We start from the raw sequence: 20,483 nt of genomic DNA on the forward strand, positions 1-20,483 counted from the left end.
CGACCAACGGTCGTGGGCTACCGGCCTGGTGGCACCGCGGCCGGGGAGCGGTAGGTCACGACCGTTGGTCGTGACGCAGCGGCGCCGGATACTGCCGGCCCTCCCGCAGGGGCCGGAAATAGTCCGCCAGCTGGTAGAAATCCGCGCCCTGCGCGGCATGCCAACCGGGGATCCCCATCAACGGCAGTGGCCGCAGCTCCAGCGGATCATTGAGCACGTCGGCACGCGCGATGGCCTGCGCTACCTGCTCCACCACCTGCGCATCATCATCGCCTTGCACCGCTACACACTTGCCCACCAGCAATCGCGACGGCAGCAGCGCCTGTTCCATCAACGCATGCCCGAACACGGCGGATATGGCGATGTCGCCGCTGCGCCACCGCGCCGCGCCGTCGACGAACAACGCGTGCCAGTCGTGGCGGCCCCATGCGTGCAGCAACGACGCATCGCGCACCCGCACGATCACGCCGGTTTCGTCGAACTGGGTCAGCGCGGCCTGCGCGCGCGTGCGCTGGCCGGGCGGGTTGCGCTCGATGTCCTGGCACTGGCGTGCATTGAGCGCGGCCTTCACTGCCGGGTAGCGCGCCCACACCAGTGCATTGAACAGGTCATGCCAGTTGCACGGGCGCGTGGCGATCTGCCCGCGTGCAATGCGCTGCTCGTAGTGCAGGCCGTCGGCCAGCAGTGCGTCGTCCTGCTCCACCAGCTGCTTTCCCGATAAAGCGAGCTGCCGGTTCAACGCGGAAATGGTCGGCCAGTCGGCGGCCACCATCAGGCCCTGGTAATCCGCGAACGCGGCGAACAGCGGATGGGCGAAGCACGCCCGATCCACGTCCGCGCGCGCCGGCGCGACGAAACGCCGACGGCCGACCGCCCCGGGGGCGGCCGCGTCGGTCACAGCACCTTGAGGTCGAGCAGCTTCCTGGCCGCACTCTCGTCGATCAGCGCGTCGCCGTAGAGGTCGTGGTCATCGCTCTCGGTGATTTCCACGTCCACGAACTGGCCCACGCGCAGCCTGGCTTCATCGGCGTTCTGGATGTGCACCAGGCCGTCGATCTCCGGCGCATCGGCCTTGGAACGGGCCACCGCGATGCCGTCTTCAATCGCATCGACCAGGCACTGCTGCACCGTGCCGATCTTGGCTTCCAGGCGCGCAGCGGAAATGTCGGCCTGGCGGGCCATGAAGCGCGCCAGGCGCTCCTGCTTCACTTCTTCGGGCACCGCGCCGGGCAGGTCGTTGGCGGTGGCGCCGGTGACCGGCGAATACGCGAACGCGCCCACGCGGTCCAGCTGCGCCTCATCCAGGAACGACAGCAGTTCCTCGAACTCGGCCTCGGTCTCGCCCGGGAAGCCGACGATGAAGGTCGAGCGCACGGTGATGTCCGGGCACAGCTGGCGCCAGCGCTGCACGCGCTCCAGGGTCTTGTCGACCGCACCCGGGCGCTTCATCAGCTTGAGGATGCGCGGGCTGGCGTGCTGGAACGGAATGTCCAGGTACGGCAGGATCCGGTTTTCGGCCATCAGCGGGACCACGTCATCCACGTGCGGGTACGGGTACACGTAATGCATGCGGGTCCAGGCATCGAGCTCGGACAAGCCTTCGCACAGCGACTTCATGCGGGTCTGGTAGGCCTTGTCGCGCCACATGCGCTCGGCGTACTTGACGTCCACGCCATAGGCCGAGGTGTCCTGCGACACCACCAGCAGTTCCTTCACGCCGCCACGCACCAGCCGCTCGGCTTCACGCAGCACCTCATCGACCGGGCGCGAGACCAGCTTGCCGCGCATCGACGGAATGATGCAGAAGCTGCAATGGTGGTTGCAGCCTTCGGAAATCTTCAGGTAGGCGTAGTGGCGCGGGGTCAGCTTGATGCCGTAGTCCGGTACCAGGTCCACGAACGGGTCATGCTTGGGCGGCAGCGCGGCGTGCACCGCCTCCATCACGCTGGTGTAGTCCTGCGGGCCAGACACCGCCAGCACGTCCGGATACGCCTTGCGGATCTCTTCCGGGCGCTTGCCCAGGCAGCCGGTGACGATCACCTTGCCGTTGGCGTTCATCGCCTCGCCGATCGCATCCAGCGACTCGGTCACCGCCGAATCGATGAAGCCGCAGGTGTTGACCACCACCACGTCGGCCGAATCGTAGGAAGGAACGATGTCGTAACCCTCGGCCCGCAGCTGGGTGAGGATGCGCTCGGAATCGACGAGGGCCTTCGGGCAGCCAAGGCTGACGAAGCCGACTTTGGGGTTCAGCTGGGACATGGATCGCGGGACTCTGGGGGCCTGGGCCCACGCCGGAATGGCGCGGGGACCTGGGGCCGGAAACGGCGGCAAGTATACCGGCGTTGTGGCCCCGGCCCTGAATGCATCGGCGGCTCCGGCAACGCCAACCGCCAATCCCGGCATGCCCGCGACACCCCGCTAACCTGCAGCGCGCCGATAATGAACGCCTGAACCAACAGGAGTCTGGCAATGGGTGAGTGGGTCACGCTTGATACGCATCACGGTCCGGTCCGGGCCTGGCAGGCCACGCCGGAGGGCAAGCCGCGCGGGGGCCTGGTGGTCATCCAGGAGATCTTCGGCACCAACGCCCACATCCGCGAGGTCGCCGAGGGCTTTGCTGCGAAGGGCTACGCGGTGCTGGCCCCCTCCTTCTTCGACCTGGTCGACGAGGCGGATTCCGACCCGGATGCCCTGCCCTATGACCCGGACGGGGTGAAGCAGGGGCTGGAACACGTCAATGCACTGGGCGTGGAGAAGGCGCTGGAAGTGGTGCGCGCGGCGGCCTCACGGCTGGCCCCGGCCGGCAAGGTCGGCACGGTGGGCTACTGCTGGGGTGGCACCATCGCCCTGCTCTCGGCCCTGCGCCTGGGCCTGCCGTCGGTCAGTTACTACGGCGCACGCAACGTGCAGTTCCTGGACGAAACGCCCAAGGCGCCGGTCATGTTCCACTTCGGCGCGCAGGACAAGAGCATTCCGCCCGAGGCCATCCAGGCCCACCGCGAGAAGCTGCCCAAGATGGCCACCTTCGTCTATCCAGCCGACCATGCCTTTAACCGCAGCGTCGGACATGCGTATGATCCGGACAGCGCCGAGCTGGCGCTGACACGCACCCTGGACTTCTTCTCGGAGCATCTTGGATGAGCGATTTTGAACTGGATTCACGCCTGGCCGCCAACAGTGTGCTGGTGGACCAAGGCCCGCTGTCGCAAGTGCGGTTGATGAACGACGAACGGTTCCCGTGGCTGGTGTTGGTGCCGCGCGTGACCGGCATCACCGAATGGCTGGAGCTCGACGGCAACCAGCAGGACCAGCTACGTACGGAATTGAACCGATGCTGCCGGGCGCTGAAGGGCACCGACGGGGTGGAGAAGATCAACTTCGCCACGCTGGGCAACATCGTGCCGCAGCTGCACTTCCACGTGGTCGGCCGACATGTGGGCGATCCGGCGTGGCCGGCACCGGTGTGGGGGCATGGCCAGGCCCATCCGTTCGATGCGGCCGTGCTGCAGGAGCGTGTCGCGATGTGGAAGGAACGGCTAGGATATTCGCCCCAGCCCTAAGCGGACCCTGCCCCTGATGCGCTCCAACCTTGTCGCCGCCATCGTCCTGATCCTCGTCGGCCTGTTCCTGCTGGCCAGCAACCTGGGCTGGACCAACATGAACCTGGGTCGCCTGATCCTTACCTGGTGGCCGGTGATCCTGGTGGCAGTAGGGATCGGGTTGTTGTTCGGACGCGGGAAATAACCAAAAAAAAGCGCGGAGCGATCCGCGCTTTTTCATTTGCCCCGCCGCTCAGGTGCGCGGCAGGGTCACGCCGGTCTGGCCCTGGTACTTGCCGCCGCGATCCTTGTACGAGGTCTCGCAGATGTCGTCGCTGTCGGCCTGGAAGAACAGCATCTGGGCCACGCCTTCGTTGGCGTAGATGCGCGCCGGCAGCGGCGTGGTATTGCTGAATTCCAGGGTCACGTGGCCTTCCCACTCCGGCTCCAGCGGGGTCACGTTGACGATGATCCCGCAGCGCGCGTAGGTGCTCTTGCCCAGGCACACCACCAGGGTGTCGCGCGGAATGCGGAAGTACTCCACGGTGCGCGCCAGCGCGAAGCTGTTGGGCGGGATGATGCACTCGTCGCCCACGATGTCCACGAAGCTGCCCGGGTCGAAGTGCTTGGGGTCGACGATGGTGGAGTTGATGTTGGTGAACACCTTGAACTCGCGCGAGCAGCGCACGTCGTAGCCATAGCTGGAGGTGCCGTAGCTGACGATGCGCTGGCCGTTGGCCTGCTTGACCTGGCCGGCTTCGAACGGCTCGATCATGCCGTGCTGTTCGGACATGCGGCGGATCCAACGGTCACTCTTGATGCTCATGGGGAGTCCTGGGTGCGGGAATGGGCGATTCTAGGCGATCAGAGCAGCGAGGACAGGATCGGAATGCTGGCGCGCGGGCGCTTGGCCACTTCCTCCACCAGCCGCTCGGCGGCGCGCAGGTAAGCCTGCGCGGCCGGCGACTCCGGCGCGGCGGCGGTGATCGGGGTGCCTGCATCGCCCTGCTCGCGGATGCCGATATCCAGCGGCAGCGAGCCCAGCAGGGGCACGCCGTACTGCGCGGCCATGCGTTCGCCGCCGCCATCGCCGAACAGGTGTTCGATGTGGCCGCAGTTGCTGCAGGTGTGCACGGCCATGTTCTCGACGATGCCCAGCACCGGCACCTCGACCTTTTCGAACATCTTCAGCGCTTTCTTCGCATCCAGCGTGGCGATGTCCTGCGGGGTGGTGACGATGACCGCGCCGGCCAGCGGAATCTTCTGGGTCAGGGTCAGCTGGATGTCGCCGGTACCCGGCGGCAGGTCGATCAGCAGGTAGTCCAGGTCATCCCACAGGGTGTCGTTGAAGAACTGGGTCATGGCCGAGGTCGCCATCGGACCGCGCCAGATCATCGGCGTCTCGTCCTCGATCAGGTAGCCGATCGACATGGTCTCCACGCCGAACGCGCGCAGCGGCTCGATCGACTTGTTGTCCGGGCTTTCCGGGCGGCCGCTCAGGCCCAGCATCATCGGCACGCTGGGGCCGTAGATGTCGGCATCCAACAGCCCGACCCGCGCGCCCAGGCGGGCCAGCGCCACGGCCAGGTTTACCGCCGTGGTGGATTTGCCTACCCCGCCCTTGCCTGACCCGACCGCGATCACGTTGCGGACGCGCGGATGAAGGGTCAGGCCCTTCTGCACCTGGCTGGCATGGGGACGTCGAGACGGGCTGGCACTCACTGCGGGAACTCCGGAAAAGCCGAACGGGACAGCCCGCCACTATACAGGGCGTCCCTGCGGTGCCAGGCCGCTGTCCTGCCCTGTCCTTGCGCTGTCCCGGAAACGATTATCACGACATTGGCACGTCAGGAACGGATTTCGTGGTGCGGTGCGGCCAAAAAGTGAACCGTGCATCCGTCACGGTACGGAGGGAATGGTTTCATCACAAACCATTATTAAGTCATTACTTTTCAACATGTTGCAACACAGATGAGAACGAAAGCATGGCTTTGCGTATCTTGTCTTTATGACCTCTTGATGAACAGTTGACAGGGCGCGTTAAGCCCGTGTTAACCTCGAATCATCAGCTCGTGAAGCTGGTGAACAGGGGGGCAGCCATTGCCAAGACCTGATCCGAGGGCACACGGAGACGCCTGCTGGTCCATGTCACCGGTGTTTGACGCAATCGATCGTTCCAAGGGGATCCACACATGATGAATCGCAAGTCGCTCAGCCGTCATCCGCTGAGCTTCGCCCTGGCTACCGCGATGGTGTTCGCGGCCGCGCCGGCATTCGCGCAGGACACCACTTCGACCAAGACGGCCGAAGAAGTCGCCGCCGAGAAGGCCAAGGCCACCACGAACTTCGACACCGTGACCGTGACCGGTTCGCGCATTGGCCGCGATACCTTCAACTCGGTGTCGCCGGTGCAGGTCGTGACCCGCCAGGAGTCGGTGCTCGCCGGGTTCAACTCCACCACCGACGTCCTGCAGAGCACCGCGGTGACCACCGGCAGTTCGCAGATCAACAATGCGTACGGCGGCTACGTCACCGACGGCGGCCCCGGTGCCAACACCCTCGGCCTGCGCGGCCTTGGCCCGACCCGCACCCTGATCCTGCTCAATGGCCGCCGCGTGGCGCCGGCCGGTTCGCGTGGCGCGGTCGGCTCGGCCGACCTGAACGTGCTCCCGAACTCGATCGTGGACCGCATCGAAATCCTGAAGGACGGCGCCTCGTCGATCTACGGCTCCGACGCCGTGGCCGGCGTGATCAACATCGTCACCAAGACCAAGGTCGACGGCGTCTCCTTTGAAGGGCAGCACAACGCCACCGACGGTGGCGGCGGTGACCAGCGCCGTTACTCGATCATGTTCGGCACCACCGGCGAGCGCTCGCACTTCTCCGGTTCGTACGAGTACTACACCCGTAACGACCTGAGCCTGCGCGACCGCGACTGGACCCGTTGCGCCACCGACAAGTACCGCGACATCGACGTGGGTGACTACTGGGGCAGCGGCGACTTCATCGACCCGCTGACCGGCAAGTCCAAGTGCTACACCCTCGATGCGGGCGGCGTGACCATCAACACGATCGGCACCAACACCCGCACCGGCGTTGCTGCCCCGGGTGGTGCCGGTACGCGCTTCAACCGCTGGCGTCCGAACGCGGCCGTCACCACCGGCCTGGTCGGTTATGAAGGCGTGGACACCTATACCCGCGATACCTTCGACGACGCGATGCTGAACCAGTCGCTGATCTCGCCGGCCAAGACCCACACCCTGTTCCTGCAGGGCGGCTTCGACACCGGCGTGCTGGGTGACGCCGAGCTGTACTACGAGTTCCTGGGCAACAAGCGCAAGTCGACCCAGACCGGCTACCGCCAGCTGTCGCTGGACTATGCGGTAGGCAGCCCGCTGATCCCGGCCAACCTGCGTGACAGCGTCGCCGGCCCGGCGACCAACCTGACCAACGGCGCCAACATGGGCGTGCGTGCGTTCATCGGCTTCGGCAACGACCAGAGCAAGCAGAACGTCGACTACTACCGCTTCAACGCCGGCCTGCGGGGCAACCTGACGGCGGACTGGAAGTACGACTTCAATGTCATGCACTCGGACAATGACGCCGACTACACCTTCCAGAGCTTCCTGACCAGCCGCCTGGCGCAGAGCCTGAACGTGGTCTCCAACGGTGCCGGCGGCTATTCCTGCGTCGACCCGTCGAACGGCTGCATCGCCGCACCGGCGCTGAACTCCAACACCATCGGCGGCAACCTGCCGGCGGACTGGAAGAACTGGGTGTTCGTGCCGGTCACCGGCAACACCATGTACAAGGAAGACACGGTCAACTTCAACGTCAACGGCCCGCTGTTCGACATGCCGCACGGCACGGTCCGCGGCGCGTTCGGTGCCGAATACCGCAAAGCCAAGATCGACGACAGCCCGTCGCAGTACTCCATCGACGGCGACCTGTTCAACCTGACCTCGGCGGCGCCGACCCGCGGCAGCGACTCCGTCACGGAAGTCTACGGCGAACTGGAATTCCCGCTGCTGTCGGGCGTCACCGCTGCCGAAGAGCTGACCCTCAACCTGTCCGGCCGCTACACCGACTACGAGTCGTACGGTTCGGATGAGACCTACAAGATCGGCGGCCTGTGGACCCCTGTGAAGTGGCTGTCGTTCCGCGCGTCCTACGGCACGTCCTACCGCGCCCCGGCGCTGTACGAACAGTTCCTGGGCGGCACCACCGGCTTCCTGGGCAGCACCTCCGATCCCTGCAACGAGTACAGCGACCGCGATCCGTCGTCGATCCGTTACCAGAACTGCGCCGCCGAAGGCCTGCCGGCCGACTACATCGCAACCCAGGGCGTGACCGTGATCACCCAGGGTGGCGCGGAAACCGGCCTGAAGGCGGAAACCTCCACTGCCAAGACCCTCGGCGTGGTGATCCAGCCGGAGTTCGGCAGCGGTTTCGGTGACCTGTCCTTCGCCGCCGACTACTTCGACATCAAGGTCGAGAACGGCGTGCAGGCCGCAGGCGGCGCCGGCATCCTGAACGCTTGCTACGGCAGCGCCACCGCCGACTTCCTTGCCGGCAACGGCCTGTGCCGCCTGGTTGACCGCAACCCGCTGAACAACGCACTGACGGTCACCAACGGCTTCATCAACGTCTCCACCGACAAGGTGCGCGGCGTGGACCTGACCCTGCGCTATGTCCGTGACATCGGGCCGGGCGAGTTCCGCACCACCACCCAGTTCACCCACTACATCGAACAGTCCAGCAGGATCTTCCAGGACGATCCGCTGGTGAACTACGCGGGCATGCTGGGCACCCCGGCGAACACCGCCACCTTCGACATGGCCTACAAGTGGAAGGAATGGCAGGTCCGCTACGGCCTGGACTGGATCGACAAGATGGACAGCTACGCGTACTACGAGGAGCGCAACCCGGGCCTGTTCGAGCCGGACACCTCGCCGTACAAGATCTACACCCCGAACTACTTCCTGCAGTCGTTCTCGGTGCAGTACGAAGCGGACAAGTGGTCGGCCACTGTCGGCGTGCGCAACCTGGCGGACAAGGAACCGCCGACCATTTCCCAGGGTGTGTACAGCACCGTCGGCAATGCGTTGCTGTACAGCGGCTTCGACTACTGGGGCCGCCAGTACTTCGCAAACGTCACCTACTCGTTCTGATCCCGCTTCGCGAGCCGCCGCCCTTCGGGGCGGCGGTCTCGTTTCCGGCCCTGGTAAACCGGTGGCCGGCCCGCTCCACGAACAGAGGTCATCAATGAAACGGATTCTTCTGCTGGCCGCCCTGGCCAGTGCTTCCTCGCTCCTGCACGCCAAGCCGGTGGCACCGACCATCGAGCAGATGGCCGCCTTCCCGGCCATTTCCAGCCTGTCACTCTCGCCCGATGGCAAGCACATCGCCGGCCTGCGCGCCAACGGCGAAGAACGCGTCATCGTCGTCTGGGAAACCAACGCCCTGGACAAGGCGCCCACCGTCATCGGTGCCGGCCGCATGAAGTTCCAGAGCGTGAGCTTCATCAAGAACGGCCTGCTGGCCGTCACCCTGTGGCAGCCTTACGACCTGCGTACCGACCGGGTCAACAAGACCTTCATCAGCAAGTTCTTCATCACCGACATCGAAGGCAAGCAGTGGAAGGAGCCGATCAGTCCGGCCCGTGCCACCAGCCGCAACGAAGAACTGGAGCAGGCCCTGTCCAACTCCACCGTGCTCGATACCCTGCCCAACGACCCGGACCACATCCTGGTGGTGAACGGTTCGGGCAGCAATTCCGGTGACGTGTACAAGGTGAACCTGCGCAGCTTCACCTCCCAGCGCATCCAGAAAACCGAAGAGCGCGTGGCCGGCTATGTCACCGATCTCAACAGCGAACTGCGCGCGCGCCTGCGCCAGGATGTGGATGGCACCGGTGCGTATATCGCCACTGAATTCCGCAACCCCGCTACCGGCTCCTGGGAAGAACACTTCCGTTCGCATGTGAAGGATCGCGACATCAACCAGGTGGTCGGCTTCGCCGATGACCCGAACATCGCGTTCATCCAGAGCAACGTGGGCCGCGACAAGACGGTCATCTACGAATACGACATCGCCGCGCGCAAGCAGAAGGAAGTGCTGTTCGAGCACAAGTTCTTCAATGCCGGCACCGTGGTGCTGAACCGCTACAAAAACGTGGACGGCGTGCCGTTCGGTGCACTGCTCGGCGTCGGCTACAGCGGCCCGCGCGAAAACGAGATCCAGTGGACCGATCCGACCTTCAAGGCGCTGGAACAGGGCCTGCGCCAGGCCCTGGGCATCCAGGCAAGCGAGGTCACCCTGGTCGATCCGGGCACGGGCCAGCGCGCCACCACCCAGCTCGACGGTGGCAGGTCGATCCGCCTGCTGGACTACAGCGCCAACCTCAAGACGTTCCTGGTGGTGGTGTCCGGCCCGTCCGACCCGCCCACCTACTACCTGTTCAACAACGGGCAGCTGACCGAGCTGGCCAAGTCCTACCCGCAGATCGACCCGGCCGCGCTGGGCACGACCAAGCTGGTCTATTACAAGGCGCGCGACGGGCTGGACATTCCCGCCTTCCTGACCACCCCGAACACCGAACTGTGCGGTGCCGGTCCGTGGAAGGCCGTTGTGCACCCGCACGGCGGTCCGTGGGCGCGCGATGGCATGGACTTCGACGGTTCCATGTGGGTGCCGCTGATGGCATCGCGCTGCATGGCAGTGCTGCGCCCGCAGTTCCGCGGCTCGGCCGACTGGAGCCGCAAGCTGTGGATGGCCGGCGATGCCGAGTGGGGCCAGAAGATGCAGGACGACAAGGATGACGGCGCCAAGTGGATGATCGACCAGAAGATCGCCCAGCCCGGCCACATCGCCATGTTCGGCTTCTCCTACGGCGGCTACTCGGCATTCGCCGCATCGGTGCGGCCCAACGGGCTGTACAAGTGCGCCATTGCCGGTGCCGGCGTGTCGGACATCAAGAAGATCTGGTCGCGGTTCTACACCAACCCGTTCTTCCGCCAGGCCCAGGCCAAGACGGTGGACGGCCTGAACCCGCTGGACAAGGCCGGCGAGATGAAGATCCCGCTGATGGTCTACCACGGCGACCGCGACCGCACCGTGCCGATCGAACAGTCCGAATGGTTCGTGGCCAAGGCGAAGAATTCCGGCCAGCCAGTGGAGTACCACGAAATCGCCGATTACGCGCATGGCCCGGCGTGGACGCGCGCGATCATGGGCGACCAGCTGCGGCTGATCGATGATTACCTGGGCAAGGGGTGTGGTGGCGGCGGGTTGTAATCGCCGCTGAGGGGCACCCGACCCACGGTCGGGGGCTCCCGATGATTATCGGCCACCTTCGGGTGGCCTCTTTTTATTCGCGAAGAATGGCCTGTGCCGCGTTGTGTCCCGGCGCGCCGGTGACGCCGCCGCCAGGATGCGTCCCCGAACCGCACAGGTACAGGCCCGGCAGGGCACCGCGGTAGTCGGCCTGTCCCAGCATCGGCCGGGCGCTGAACAGCTGGTTGAGGCTGAGCGCGCCATGGAAGATGTCGCCGCCGATCAGCCCGAAGGTGCGCTCAAGATCCAGCGGACTGAGCGCCTGCCGGCCCAGCACCAGTGCACTGAATCCCGGCGCGTGCTTCTCGACCGTTGCGATCATCAGGTCGGCCACTTCGTCGCGGTGGTCATCCCAGCTGCGCCCGCCGGAAAGCACCGGGGCCACGTGCTGGCAGAACAGGCTGGCCACGTGCTGGCCGGGCGGCGCCAGCGAGTCGTCCAGCGTACTCGGGATCAGCATTTCCACGATCGGTTCGCGTGACCAGCCGTGCTGGCGCGCATCGCGGTAGGCGCGGTCCATGTAAGCCAGCGTGGGCGCCATGATGATGCCGGCCGTGAGGTGGTCCCCTGCCCCGGGCAGCACGGAGAACGAGGGCAGGCCGGACAGCGCGACGTTCATGCGGAACGTGCCTGAACCACAGCGCCAGTTCGCCATGCGCTCGCGCGTGGCCAGTGGCACCTCCCCAGGCGCGAGCAGCTGTTCGTACAACAGCTTGGGATTGACGTTGGCCACCACCCTGCGGGCGCGGATGACATCCCCCTGCAGCGTTTCCACCCCTACGGCGCGCCCCTGCTCGACGACGACCCTGCGCACGCCGCTGTCGGTACGGATGCTCGCCCCGGCGGCGATGGCCGAGCGCGCCATAGCCTGGGTGATGGCGCCCATGCCGCCGATGGCGTGGCCCCAGGCGCCCTTCACTCCGTTGCTCTCGCCAAAGGCGTGGTGCAGCAGCACGTAGGCCGAGCCGGGCGCGTCCGGGCTGGCGTAGTTGCCCACGATGCCGTCGAACCCGAACAGGGCCTTGATCGGCTCGCTTTCGAACCAGCGGTCCAGGTATTCCGAGGCCGAGATGGTGAACAGGTCCAGCAGTTCCTGGCGCAACGCCGGCGCCAGCCCATGCAGCCGCCTGCCGAGCTGGCCGGCCTGCCACAGCGCCGGCAGCTGGGTCAGCCAATGGCCTTCACCCACGTTGGGCGGCGCCTGCAGCGCAAGATCGCGCAGCACATCGGCGAATGCCTCCAGGCGCTGCTCGAAGGCCGGCAGGCGCTCGGCATCACGTGCGGAAAAGCGCGCCACCTCCGAACGGGTCAGCCCGGCACCGGCCAACAGGTAATCCCCGTCCAGCGGCAGGAAGTTGTTGATCCGCCGCGGCACCACCCGCAGCCCGTGCTGGGCCAGCGCCAACGCCTGGATGATGCGCGGCTGCAGCAGCGACACCGTATAGGAAGCCACCGAATTGCGGAAACCGGGATGGAACTCCTCGGTGACCGCCGCCCCGCCCACCACCGGCCGCCGTTCCAGCACCAGCACCCGCTGCCCGGCCCGGGCCAGGTAGGCCGCGCAGACAAGGCCGTTGTGCCCGCCGCCGATGATGACTGCATCCCAAGCACGCGTCGTTGAAGTGTCCATGCTCGCTGTATACATGACCTTCGACACCCTTGCAGGCCGGGCCAGCGGCGTATCGTCTGGCCCACGGCCCCCATCAGGGGGCCTTCCTGAAAGATTCTTCGGCCCGGAGGCCATACTAGTGATCTCTCGTACTCCCAAGATTGTCCTGCTGACCCTGGCCGTTTCGGCCGCGCTGGTCGGCTGCGGCAAGAACGAAACCCCGGCTACGGACAGCGCGGCCTCCACCGCCACCCCGACCGCCGCCGCCCCGGCCGCCACCGAGTTCAAGCTCGACGAAGCGAAGCTGCCGGCTTACAACGCCTTCCACCCGTCCGACCTGGACAAGAGCCTGGACGCCTGCACCGCGTTCGGCGATTACGTGAACAGCAAGTGGCTGGCCGCCAATGAAATCCCGGGCGACCGCACCAGCTGGGGCGCCTTCACCATCCTGGACGAGCGCTCGGTCGCCGTGCAGCACCAGCTGGCCGAACAGGTCGCAGCGGTGAAGAACCCGACCGGCATCGAAAAGATCGTCGGCGACTTCTGGGCCACCGGCATGGACGAAGCCAAGATCAACGCGCAGGGCATCGAGCCGATCAAGGCCGACCTGGCCGCCATCGACGGCCTGCAGGACAAGGACGCCATCGCCAACTACCTGCGCACCACCGCCGCCAAGGGCGAAAACGTGCTGTTCGGGTTCGGTCCGGAAGCGGACTTCAAGAACTCCAGCATGAACATGGCCTACGCCAGCCAGGGTGGCCTGGGCCTGCCGGACACCACGTACTACACCGACGCCAAGAACGCCGACAAGCTCAAGGCCTACCAGGCGCACGTGGCCAAGGTGCTGGAACTGTCCGGCGTGGCCGCTGCCGACGCCGCCAAGCAGGCCGCGGACGTGGTCAAGTTCGAAACCCGCCTGGCCAAGGCCTCCAAGTCCAGCGAGCAGCTCTCGCGCGATGTCTCGCTGTACTACAACCCGGTCACCGTGGCCGACGCCGACAAGCTGACCCCGAACTTCAGCTGGAGCCGGTTCTTCGAAGCGCAGGGCATTGCCGCGCCGGAGAAGTTCTCGCTGGCCATCCCCAGCTTCCACCAGGAAGTCAGCAAGGCGCTGGGCGACACCGACCCGTCGGTGTGGCGTTCGTACCTGCGCTTCCACACCGTGGATGCGGCGTCGCCGTTCCTGGCTGACACCTTCGCCCAGGAAAACTACGAGTTCTACGGCAAGACCCTCAACGGCCAGAAGGAAATGAAGCCGCGCTGGAAGCGCGTGCTGGGCACCATCGAAAACGATGCCGGTGAAGCCTTCGGCCAGCTGTACGTCAAGGTCGCCTTCTCGCCCGAGTCGAAGGCCAAGATGGAAGAGCTGGTCAAGAACCTGGCCGCTGCGCTCAAGGAGCGCATCCAGGGCCTGACCTGGATGAGCGATGAGACCAAGGCCAAGGCCATCGCCAAGTGGGAAACCTTCACCCCGAAGATCGGTTACCCGGACAAGTGGCGCGACTGGAGCGGCCTGAGCACCGGCCGTGACAGCTACTTCGGCAACGTGCGCGCGGCCAACGAATTCAACTACAAGTTCGCGCTGGGCAAGATCGGCAAGCCGGTGGACAAGACCGAGTGGGGCATGACCCCGCAGACGGTCAACGCCTACTACAACCCGCTGCAGAACGAGATCGTGTTCCCGGCCGCCATCCTGCAGCCGCCGTTCTTCGACCCGAAGGCCGACGACGCGCTGAACTACGGCGGCATCGGTGCGGTGATCGGCCACGAAATGACCCACGGCTACGACGACCAGGGCAGCCGCTTCGGGCCGACCGGCAACTTCGAGAACTGGTGGACCGATGCGGACACCAAGAACTTCAGCGGGCTGACCGGCAAGCTGGTGAACCAGTTCGACGGCTACAAGGTCGGCGACCAGGCGGTCAACGGCAAGCTGACCCTGGGCGAGAACATCGCCGACCTGGGCGGCCTGGCCACTGCCTACGACGCCCTGCAGAAGGCCAGCGCCGGCAAGGAAGACCCGAAGGTGGACGGCTTCAGCCGCGACCAGCGCTTCTTCTTCAACTGGGCCACCGTGTGGCGCACCAAGTACACCCCGGAAAACGCCAAGGTCCGCCTGGCCACCGATCCGCACGCCCCGGCCGCGTTCCGTGCCATGGGCGCGCCGTCGAACCTGCCGACCTTCGCGGCCGCGTTCGAATGCAAGCCGGGTACGCCGATGGTGCGCGCCGGCGACAAGCAGGTGGTGATCTGGTAATGGTTCACGCGGTGGCGTGAAGCAGAAAGGCCCGGGATTTTCCCGGGCCTTTTTGTTTGCCCGGTTGCCGGCCAACGGCCGGGGCTACCGTCGGCGCCGGTGAATGCTGCGTTTTCATGCGAGCTTGCTATAGTTCCGCGGTCTTCAATCCTCCTGGATTTGTTTCGCATGCCCAACCTTCGTCCGCTTGCCATCGCCCTCGGCCTGGGCCTGGCCACCCTGGTCGTCACCGACGCCTCCGCCGCCCCGAAGAAGAAGGCCGCCAGCCGTGCGCCCGCGGTGAGCGCGCAGTGCAGCGACTTCCATGACGCCACCAATGCCGGCTGGCTGAAGGCCAACCCGGTGCCGCAGACCGGTGCCACCACCGCCATTGGCCAGCTCGCCGAGCGCACCCGCGTGCAGCAGCGCGAGCTGCTGGACGGCGCGATGAAGGCACCGCAGGGCAACGTGCAGAAGCTGCTGGGCGACTTCTGGGCCAGCGGCCTGGATGAAGCGGCCGTGGAAGCCGACGGCTCGGCCCCGATCGCGCCGCTGCTGACCCGCATCAACGCCATCAAGAAGGCCAAGGATGTGCCGGCCTCGATTGCCGCCCTGCACCAGGTCGGCATCCCGGTGGCCTTCAACTTCGCCCCGGACGTGGACCTGAAGGCGCTGGATCGCCACATCGGCTACTTCATGCAGGGCGGCATGGGCCTGCCCGACCCGGCCTTCTACACCCGCACCGACGCCGATACCGTGGCGCTGATGGGCCGTTACCGTGCGTACGTGAAGCAGATCCTGGCCCTGACCGGCACCCCGGCCGACAAGCTGGAGGCCGAATCGCAGGCGGTGATCGCGCTGGAAACCGAGCTGGCGCGCAATGCGCAGTCGCTGGCCGGCATCAACAATCCGTTCAACAACTACGCGCCGATTTCCACCAAGGAACTCAACAGCCGCTTCCGCAACCTGCAGCTGGATGCGTTCCTGAAGGCGCAGGGCGTCAACGACGACCTGGTCTCGTTGTCCGACCCGGAGCTGTTCAAGGCGCTCGACGGCATGGTCACCCGGATCAAGCCGGACCAGTGGAAGGCCTATCTGCGCTGGCGCGTGGGCGATGCCATGGCCCCCTACCTGTCCAAGGCCTACCGCGACGCGGAGTTTGAATTCCGCGGCCGCGTGATCCGTGGCGAAACCATCGCCCCGGCCCGCTGGGAGCAGGTGCTGGATGCGATGAACGTGGCCGCCGGTCCGATGGTCGGTCGTGAATATGCCGCACGTTACCTGTCGGCCGACGATCGCCGCCAGGCCGCCGTGATCGTCGACAAGATCCGCGAAACCCAGATCGAGGCGGTCAAGGCCAGCGGCTGGCTGAGCCCGGAAGCCAAGACCGAAGCACAAGCCAAGCTGGCCGCGCTGAAGATCGAGATCGGCACGCCGCTGCGCGACCTCGATTACAGCGTGCAGCCGATGGGCCGTGGCAGCTTCGGCGGCAACATGCTGATCGCCTCCACCTGGCGCCATCGCGAAGAAATGAAGCGCATCGGCAAAGGCAACGCCGACCGCCGCTGGGACGTGCTGCCGCAGCAGCCGGCACTGGCCTATGACATCGCGCAGAACCGCCTGATCGTCACAGCCGCCGTGCTGCAGGGCCCGGTGTTCAATGCCAAGGCCGACAACGCCGACAAGTACGGCAGCTTCGGCGCGCTGGTTGCCCACGAACTGAACCGTGCGATCGATGCCAAGGGTGCCCTGGTCGATTCCAAGGGCGAACTGCGCAGCTGGTGGACCCCGGCCGACAAGACCGCCTGGAACCTGCTGGGCAACCGCGTGGCCGCGCAGTACAGCAGCCTGGACTTCCCCGGCGTGAAGGGGGCCAAGGTCAATGGCGAACTGACCCGCGAAGAGAACCTGGCCGATCTGGCCGGCGTGGAACTGGCATGGGCGGCCTACCAATCGGCCGAACCCGCCGCCAAGCCGGCCGCGCAGCAGGGCTTCTTCCGCGCCTGGGCCAGCCTGTGGCCGCAGCAGCTCTCGCCGGGCGAAGCCGCGCAGCGCTTGACCGCGGACACGCTGGCCCCGGGCAAGTGGCGCACCAACGTGCCGCTGTCCAACCTGCCCGCCTTCGGTGCCACCTTCAGCTGCAAGCCGGGACAGCCGATGCAGCGCGTGGACAGCGACCAGATCAAGATCTGGCGCTGAGCGAAACGTTGATGGATTGAATGAGGGCGCCCCCAGGGGCGCCCTTTTTCATGCACGTAGAGCCACCTGCCGGTAGAGGCTGGCGGCGGCGCGAACGTCGCGCAGTTACTTCACGCTGTGCAGGTGGTTGGGCCGCTTAGGGCCACCTGGCGGGCGCCGGTTGAATGGCGGCTGCCCCCGCCAGTAGCGGATCAGCAGCCAGCCGAACAACATGCCGCCCAGGTGGGCGAAGTGGGCCACGCCCGGTTGCCAACCGGTGGCGCCGAGCACCAGTTCCATCACGCCGAACACGATGACGAAGGTGCGCGCCTTCATCGGAATGGGCGGGAACAGCAGCATCACGCGCTGGTTGGGGAACAGCATGCCGTAGGCCAGCAACAGGCCGAACACGCCGCCGGATGCGCCCAGCACGGTGGCCGGGTCGGCGATCATGGCGCCCACGGCCAGCTGGCACAGGCCGGCACCGGCCACGCACACCAGGTAGTAGGTCAGGAAGCGCTTCTCGCCCCAGGTCTGCTCCAGCGGCGCACCGAACATGAAGAGCGCCAGCATGTTGAAGAACAGGTGCCCGAAGCTGCCGTGCAGGAACCCATAGGTCAGCAGCTGCCACGGCTGGAAATTGCCACCCGGCGAGAACGGGTCGAAGCCACCGCGCAGCGGTTGCAGCATGAACGGCTCGAACGTGCCGTTGCCGAGCAGGAACGGCTGCTGCAGCAGGAACAGCACGATGTTGGCGATCAACAGTGCCTTGGTGACGGTGGGCAGTCGCGGGAACATGGGGGCATCCTTTGGAACCGCGCCCATCATAACGGGCTAGCCCGGTCCCCACACCGCCGCGTCCAGGTCATCGCCGCTGCCACGCGGCATGTGCTTGACCCGCCCGCGCTCCATCACCACCCCTTCGGCGCGCAGCCGCTGGTTCTGCTCGCGCCAGCCACGCGAGCCTTCCGGCATCGCGATCCGCCCGTCCGAGCGCAGCACCCGGTGCCAGGGCAGCTCCGGATCTTCGTTCATGCCCAGCACACGTGCGGTCAGTCGTGCCCGGCCCGGCAGCCCGGCCTTGGCGGCCACTTGGCCGTAGCCCATCACCTGCCCGCGCGGAATGGCACGGATCACCGCCAGGATGCGCTCGCGCGCCTGCGCGGCAGCGTCCACCGCGTCGTCGGCTGGCGACGCGGGTTTTTTCACGCGCGCACGCGGCTGACCAGCAGCACGCCGACCAGCACCAGCGCCGTCCCCAGGATCTGCCAGGGGCCCATGGGTTCGTCGAGCAGCCATAGACTCATCACGATGGTGGATACCGGCCCGAGCATACCCACCTGCGCGGCCAGCGACGAGCCGATCCGCTTCACCGCCAGCATGATCGCCAGCACCGGCAGCACCGTGCAGACCGTCGCGTTGACCAGCGACAGCCAGTACACCGGTACCGGCTGCTGGAACAGCACCGGCAGCGGGTGCAGGACCGCGAAGTGCAGCGCGCACAGCACGCAGGCCACGCAGCTGGCATAGGCGGTGAGCCGGACCGCGCCGATCCGCGCCACCACCTGGCCGCTGCCGAACAGGTACAGCGCGTAGCTGAGCGCGCTGGCGAACACCAGCGCACTGCCCAGTACGATGCGCCCGCCTTCCAGCTGCAGGTCGTGGCCGAAGGCCAGCAGCACGCCGAGATAGCTGAGTACCAGCGCGGCCACCTGCCAGCGCCCGGGCTTCTTTTTCAGCAGCACCAGGCTGATCAGCAGCACCAGGGTGGGATTGAGGTACAGGATCAGCCGTTCAAGGGTCACGCTGATGTACTGCAGTCCCTGGAAGTCGAGCAGGCTGGAAAGGTAGTAGCCGGTGAAGCCCAGCCACACCACCCGCCCCCGGTCGGCCCAGGACAAGGCGGTGGCGCGGCGGGCCGACCAGACTGCAAGCAACGCAAACAACGGGAACGCCATCAGCATGCGCAATGCCAGCAGCGTGGTAGCGTCCACGCCGTGGCGATAGGCCAGTTTGACGATCACGGCCTTGCCGGAGGCGGCTACCGCGCCGACGGCGGCGAGCAGGATGCCGGAGGTGGCAAGGCGTGGGGAGGAGGTGGGAAGCGCGTGCGACATCCCACGCATTGTCGCATCAGCGGATGTCTACCGAACAACGGTCGGCAGCTACCCAGGTGGTGTTGATACGCCTCAGCGCATCAACACCACCTCTTCCGACGATGTCGGATGGATGGCGACGGTGTCGTCGAGCTGGGCCTTGGTGACGCCCATTTTCACCGCGACCGCGAAACCCTGCAGGATCTCGTCGGCCGATTCGCCGAGCAGGTGTACGCCTACCACCCGCTCCTCTTCGCCCACGCAGACCAGTTTGAACAGGCTGCGCTGGGTGCCATCGGCCAGCGCCTGCAGCATCGGTCGGAAATTGGTGCGGTAGATGCGCACGTCACCGTGACGGGCGCGCGCCTCTTCTTCGCTCAAGCCCACCGCGCCCAGCGCCGGGTGCGAGAACACCACGCTGGCGATGTTCTGGTAATCCATCTTCGCCTGCGGCTGTCCGCCGAACAGGCGGTCCATCAGCTTGCGGGCGGCGGCGATGGCCACTGGGGTCAGGCCTACCTTGCCTGCGATATCGCCCACCGCGTGCACGCTGGGCACCGCCGTGGTCTGCCAGTCGTCAACCTCGACCTCGCCCTTGTCACCGACCACGATGCCCAGTGCCTCCAGTCCCAGCCCGGCACTATTGCCACGCCGACCGGTCGCGAAGAACACCTGGTCGAAGTGCGGTTCGGCCGGGCCATCGTGGCCGTAGGCAATGAGATCATCGCCCTCGCGCCGCAGTTCGCGCAGCCGGTAATTGAAGTGCAGCTGCACGCCCTGGTGGCGCAGGTTCTCGGCCAACTGTGCGGTCAGCTCCGCGTCGAAGCGCTCCAGCAGGCGTTCGCCGCGCACCAGCAACGTGACGCGGCTGCCCAGTGCCTGCAGCAGGCCGGCCAGTTCCACGGCGATGTAACCGCCACCGACAATCGCCACGCGCCCGGGGGCGCCGCACAGGTTGAAAAAGTCGTCCGACACCGACCCCAGTTCGGCGCCGGGAATGTCCGGGCGCTGCGGGTGGGCACCGGTGGCGAGCAGCACGTGTTCCCCGCTGATGCGGATGCCATCGCTGCATTCCACCGTGTGGGCATCCAGCAGCCTTCCCTTGCGCGGCACGCGCACCACCTTGCTGTCGTTCAGGCGCTTGAGGTAACTGGCATGGATGTTGGCGATGTAAGCCTGGCGATGCACCACCAGTTCCTTCCAGTCCAGCGCCGGTCGCGCCGGTACATCGAAGCCCATCGCCGCAGCCAGGCCGATCCGCCCGGAAAGGTCGGCCGCCAGCCACATCGCCTTCTTCGGCACGCAGCCCACGTTGACGCAGGTACCGCCCAGTTCGCCCGGTTCCAGCATCGCCACCCGCTTGCCGTGCTGCGCTGCGCGGAAGGCGGCGGCCAGGCCACCGGAGCCACCGCCCAGCACGATCAGATCGTAGTCGTAATGCGTTGTCATGGGCGCCAGCATGCCACGCCACGTCGCGATTCAAACGT

The 20,483-nt window shown here is 66.2% G+C and carries 16 protein-coding genes; 7 read left to right on the forward strand and 9 right to left on the reverse strand.

Annotated elements, in window-relative coordinates; genetic code table 11:
• Positions 1–55: 55 nt before the first annotated feature.
• Together AC06E7_RS00885 and rimO are read right to left on the reverse strand one after the other, a co-directional pair.
• A complete protein-coding gene (locus tag AC06E7_RS00885) occupies positions 56–898 on the reverse strand; it encodes a DUF3025 domain-containing protein (RefSeq protein WP_478062511.1) in 843 nt (280 codons plus the stop codon).
• Positions 895–2,262: a 30S ribosomal protein S12 methylthiotransferase RimO gene (gene rimO, locus AC06E7_RS00890; protein WP_184126508.1), complete on the reverse strand. Its 1,368-nt coding sequence runs from the start codon at positions 2,260–2,262 to the stop codon at positions 895–897. Before rimO ends, AC06E7_RS00885 begins: the two co-directional genes overlap by 4 nt.
• Before the next feature lie 210 nt (positions 2,263–2,472).
• Between rimO and AC06E7_RS00895 the strand changes: the two genes are divergently transcribed.
• From AC06E7_RS00895 to AC06E7_RS00905, 3 genes are read left to right on the forward strand one after another with little or no spacing between them, the layout of a single operon-like run.
• Positions 2,473–3,144 (forward strand): dienelactone hydrolase family protein, encoded by a 672-nt coding sequence (locus AC06E7_RS00895; protein ID WP_217537178.1) that lies wholly within the window; start codon positions 2,473–2,475, stop codon positions 3,142–3,144.
• A complete protein-coding gene (locus AC06E7_RS00900) occupies positions 3,141–3,563 on the forward strand; it encodes an HIT domain-containing protein (protein ID WP_068853482.1) in 423 nt (140 codons plus the stop codon). Before AC06E7_RS00895 ends, AC06E7_RS00900 begins: the two co-directional genes overlap by 4 nt.
• Positions 3,564–3,579: 16 nt before the next feature.
• Complete coding sequence (locus tag AC06E7_RS00905) at positions 3,580–3,747, forward strand: LiaI-LiaF-like domain-containing protein (protein ID WP_093533394.1); 168 nt, start codon at positions 3,580–3,582, stop codon at positions 3,745–3,747.
• Positions 3,748–3,795: 48 nt separating this feature from the next.
• On the opposite strand, the gene dcd is transcribed toward AC06E7_RS00905, so the two are convergent.
• Both dcd and apbC read right to left on the reverse strand, forming a co-directional pair.
• Positions 3,796–4,368, reverse strand: a complete 573-nt coding sequence (gene dcd / locus AC06E7_RS00910) for a dCTP deaminase (RefSeq protein ID WP_068853484.1) — start codon at positions 4,366–4,368, stop codon at positions 3,796–3,798.
• 38 nt (positions 4,369–4,406) lie between these two features.
• Entirely contained in the window at positions 4,407–5,264 is an 858-nt protein-coding gene (gene apbC / locus AC06E7_RS00915) for an iron-sulfur cluster carrier protein ApbC (RefSeq protein ID WP_068853486.1), read from the reverse strand.
• Between the two features lie 470 nt (positions 5,265–5,734).
• Between apbC and AC06E7_RS00920 the strand changes: the two genes are divergently transcribed.
• Both AC06E7_RS00920 and AC06E7_RS00925 read left to right on the forward strand, forming a co-directional pair.
• Positions 5,735–8,713, forward strand: coding sequence for a TonB-dependent receptor plug domain-containing protein (locus AC06E7_RS00920; RefSeq protein WP_478062515.1), 2,979 nt, complete (start codon positions 5,735–5,737; stop codon positions 8,711–8,713).
• 94 nt (positions 8,714–8,807) lie between these two features.
• Entirely contained in the window at positions 8,808–10,838 is a 2,031-nt protein-coding gene (locus AC06E7_RS00925) for an alpha/beta hydrolase family protein (protein ID WP_320457408.1), read from the forward strand.
• Between the two features lie 73 nt (positions 10,839–10,911).
• Here AC06E7_RS00925 and AC06E7_RS00930 read toward each other — a convergent pair whose 3' ends face one another.
• A complete protein-coding gene (locus AC06E7_RS00930; protein ID WP_478062518.1) occupies positions 10,912–12,507 on the reverse strand; it encodes a phytoene desaturase family protein in 1,596 nt (531 codons plus the stop codon).
• Between the two features lie 121 nt (positions 12,508–12,628).
• Here AC06E7_RS00930 and AC06E7_RS00935 point away from each other — a divergent pair, with 121 nt between their 5' ends.
• The gene (locus tag AC06E7_RS00935) at positions 12,629–14,743 is read left to right on the forward strand and encodes a M13 family metallopeptidase (protein WP_449324786.1); all 2,115 of its coding nucleotides are present in this window, start codon (positions 12,629–12,631) and stop codon (positions 14,741–14,743) included.
• Between the two features lie 168 nt (positions 14,744–14,911).
• Positions 14,912–16,921, forward strand: a complete 2,010-nt coding sequence (locus AC06E7_RS00940) for a M13 family metallopeptidase (protein WP_068853496.1) — start codon at positions 14,912–14,914, stop codon at positions 16,919–16,921.
• A gap of 105 nt (positions 16,922–17,026) precedes the next feature.
• Here AC06E7_RS00940 and AC06E7_RS00945 read toward each other — a convergent pair whose 3' ends face one another.
• The 4 genes from AC06E7_RS00945 to gorA form a co-directional block, all read right to left on the reverse strand.
• Positions 17,027–17,698 carry a rhomboid family intramembrane serine protease gene (locus tag AC06E7_RS00945; protein ID WP_478062520.1) on the reverse strand — a complete coding sequence of 224 codons (672 nt, stop codon included), beginning with the start codon at positions 17,696–17,698 and terminating at the stop codon, positions 17,027–17,029.
• 36 nt (positions 17,699–17,734) lie between these two features.
• Positions 17,735–18,109: an MGMT family protein gene (locus AC06E7_RS00950; RefSeq protein WP_478062522.1), complete on the reverse strand. Its 375-nt coding sequence runs from the start codon at positions 18,107–18,109 to the stop codon at positions 17,735–17,737.
• Positions 18,106–19,026: a DMT family transporter gene (locus tag AC06E7_RS00955; RefSeq protein WP_478062524.1), complete on the reverse strand. Its 921-nt coding sequence runs from the start codon at positions 19,024–19,026 to the stop codon at positions 18,106–18,108. Before AC06E7_RS00955 ends, AC06E7_RS00950 begins: the two co-directional genes overlap by 4 nt.
• 63 nt (positions 19,027–19,089) lie before the next feature.
• On the reverse strand, positions 19,090–20,445 hold the full coding sequence (gene gorA / locus AC06E7_RS00960) for a glutathione-disulfide reductase (RefSeq protein WP_426805806.1): 1,356 nt from the start codon (positions 20,443–20,445) through the stop codon (positions 19,090–19,092).
• Between the last annotated feature and the right edge of the window lie 38 nt (positions 20,446–20,483).

This window comes from Stenotrophomonas sp. Steno-Z4 (assembly GCF_056393145.1).

Coding starts and splice junctions, on each gene's coding strand:
- AC06E7_RS00940 (WP_068853496.1), top strand. CDS start 14,912: ATGCCCAACCTTCGTCCGCTTGCCATCGCCCTCGGCCTGGGCCTGGCC.
- AC06E7_RS00925 (WP_320457408.1), top strand. CDS start 8,808: ATGAAACGGATTCTTCTGCTGGCCGCCCTGGCCAGTGCTTCCTCGCTC.
- dcd (WP_068853484.1), bottom strand. CDS start 4,368: ATGAGCATCAAGAGTGACCGTTGGATCCGCCGCATGTCCGAACAGCAC.
- AC06E7_RS00930 (WP_478062518.1), bottom strand. CDS start 12,507: ATGGACACTTCAACGACGCGTGCTTGGGATGCAGTCATCATCGGCGGC.
- AC06E7_RS00955 (WP_478062524.1), bottom strand. CDS start 19,026: ATGCGTGGGATGTCGCACGCGCTTCCCACCTCCTCCCCACGCCTTGCC.
- rimO (WP_184126508.1), bottom strand. CDS start 2,262: ATGTCCCAGCTGAACCCCAAAGTCGGCTTCGTCAGCCTTGGCTGCCCG.
- AC06E7_RS00900 (WP_068853482.1), top strand. CDS start 3,141: ATGAGCGATTTTGAACTGGATTCACGCCTGGCCGCCAACAGTGTGCTG.
- AC06E7_RS00895 (WP_217537178.1), top strand. CDS start 2,473: ATGGGTGAGTGGGTCACGCTTGATACGCATCACGGTCCGGTCCGGGCC.
- AC06E7_RS00920 (WP_478062515.1), top strand. CDS start 5,735: ATGATGAATCGCAAGTCGCTCAGCCGTCATCCGCTGAGCTTCGCCCTG.
- AC06E7_RS00905 (WP_093533394.1), top strand. CDS start 3,580: ATGCGCTCCAACCTTGTCGCCGCCATCGTCCTGATCCTCGTCGGCCTG.
- AC06E7_RS00945 (WP_478062520.1), bottom strand. CDS start 17,698: ATGTTCCCGCGACTGCCCACCGTCACCAAGGCACTGTTGATCGCCAAC.
- gorA (WP_426805806.1), bottom strand. CDS start 20,445: ATGACAACGCATTACGACTACGATCTGATCGTGCTGGGCGGTGGCTCC.